Origin of the sequence: Halomonas sp. ND22Bw (assembly GCF_003011945.1) — a bacterium.
Classification (GTDB): domain Bacteria; phylum Pseudomonadota; class Gammaproteobacteria; order Pseudomonadales; family Halomonadaceae; genus Halomonas; species Halomonas halophila.
The window spans coordinates 1-258 of the sequence record NZ_PXWD01001217.1; the positions used below are offsets into that span (position 1 = coordinate 1).

Genomic DNA, 258 nt, shown 5'->3' on the forward strand with positions numbered 1-258 from the left:
GCTGCCGACAAATCCGGAGCAGCTGATATTACCAGCGTCGGGCCAAACGTCATTACCGGCATTAGTGTTACCAGATAGCGCGACCATCTGTTCCTGTCATAACGTCGCCAAAGGCGACATTGTTGGTGCCATTGGCGCCGGAGTTTGTGACCTCGCCAGCATTAAACAATGCACCAAAGCCGCAACCGGCTGCGGTGGTTGCAGTGCATTACTGAAATCGGTGGTTGATGAAGAACTCAAAGCCCGTGGCGTAGAAGT

General features: G+C 53.5%; 1 protein-coding gene. It reads left to right on the plus strand.

All coding sequences use genetic code 11. From position 1 onward, the window contains the following. A partial coding sequence (locus tag CVH10_RS22035) for a (2Fe-2S)-binding protein (RefSeq protein WP_181244671.1) occupies positions 1 to 258 on the plus strand: 258 nt, incomplete at both ends.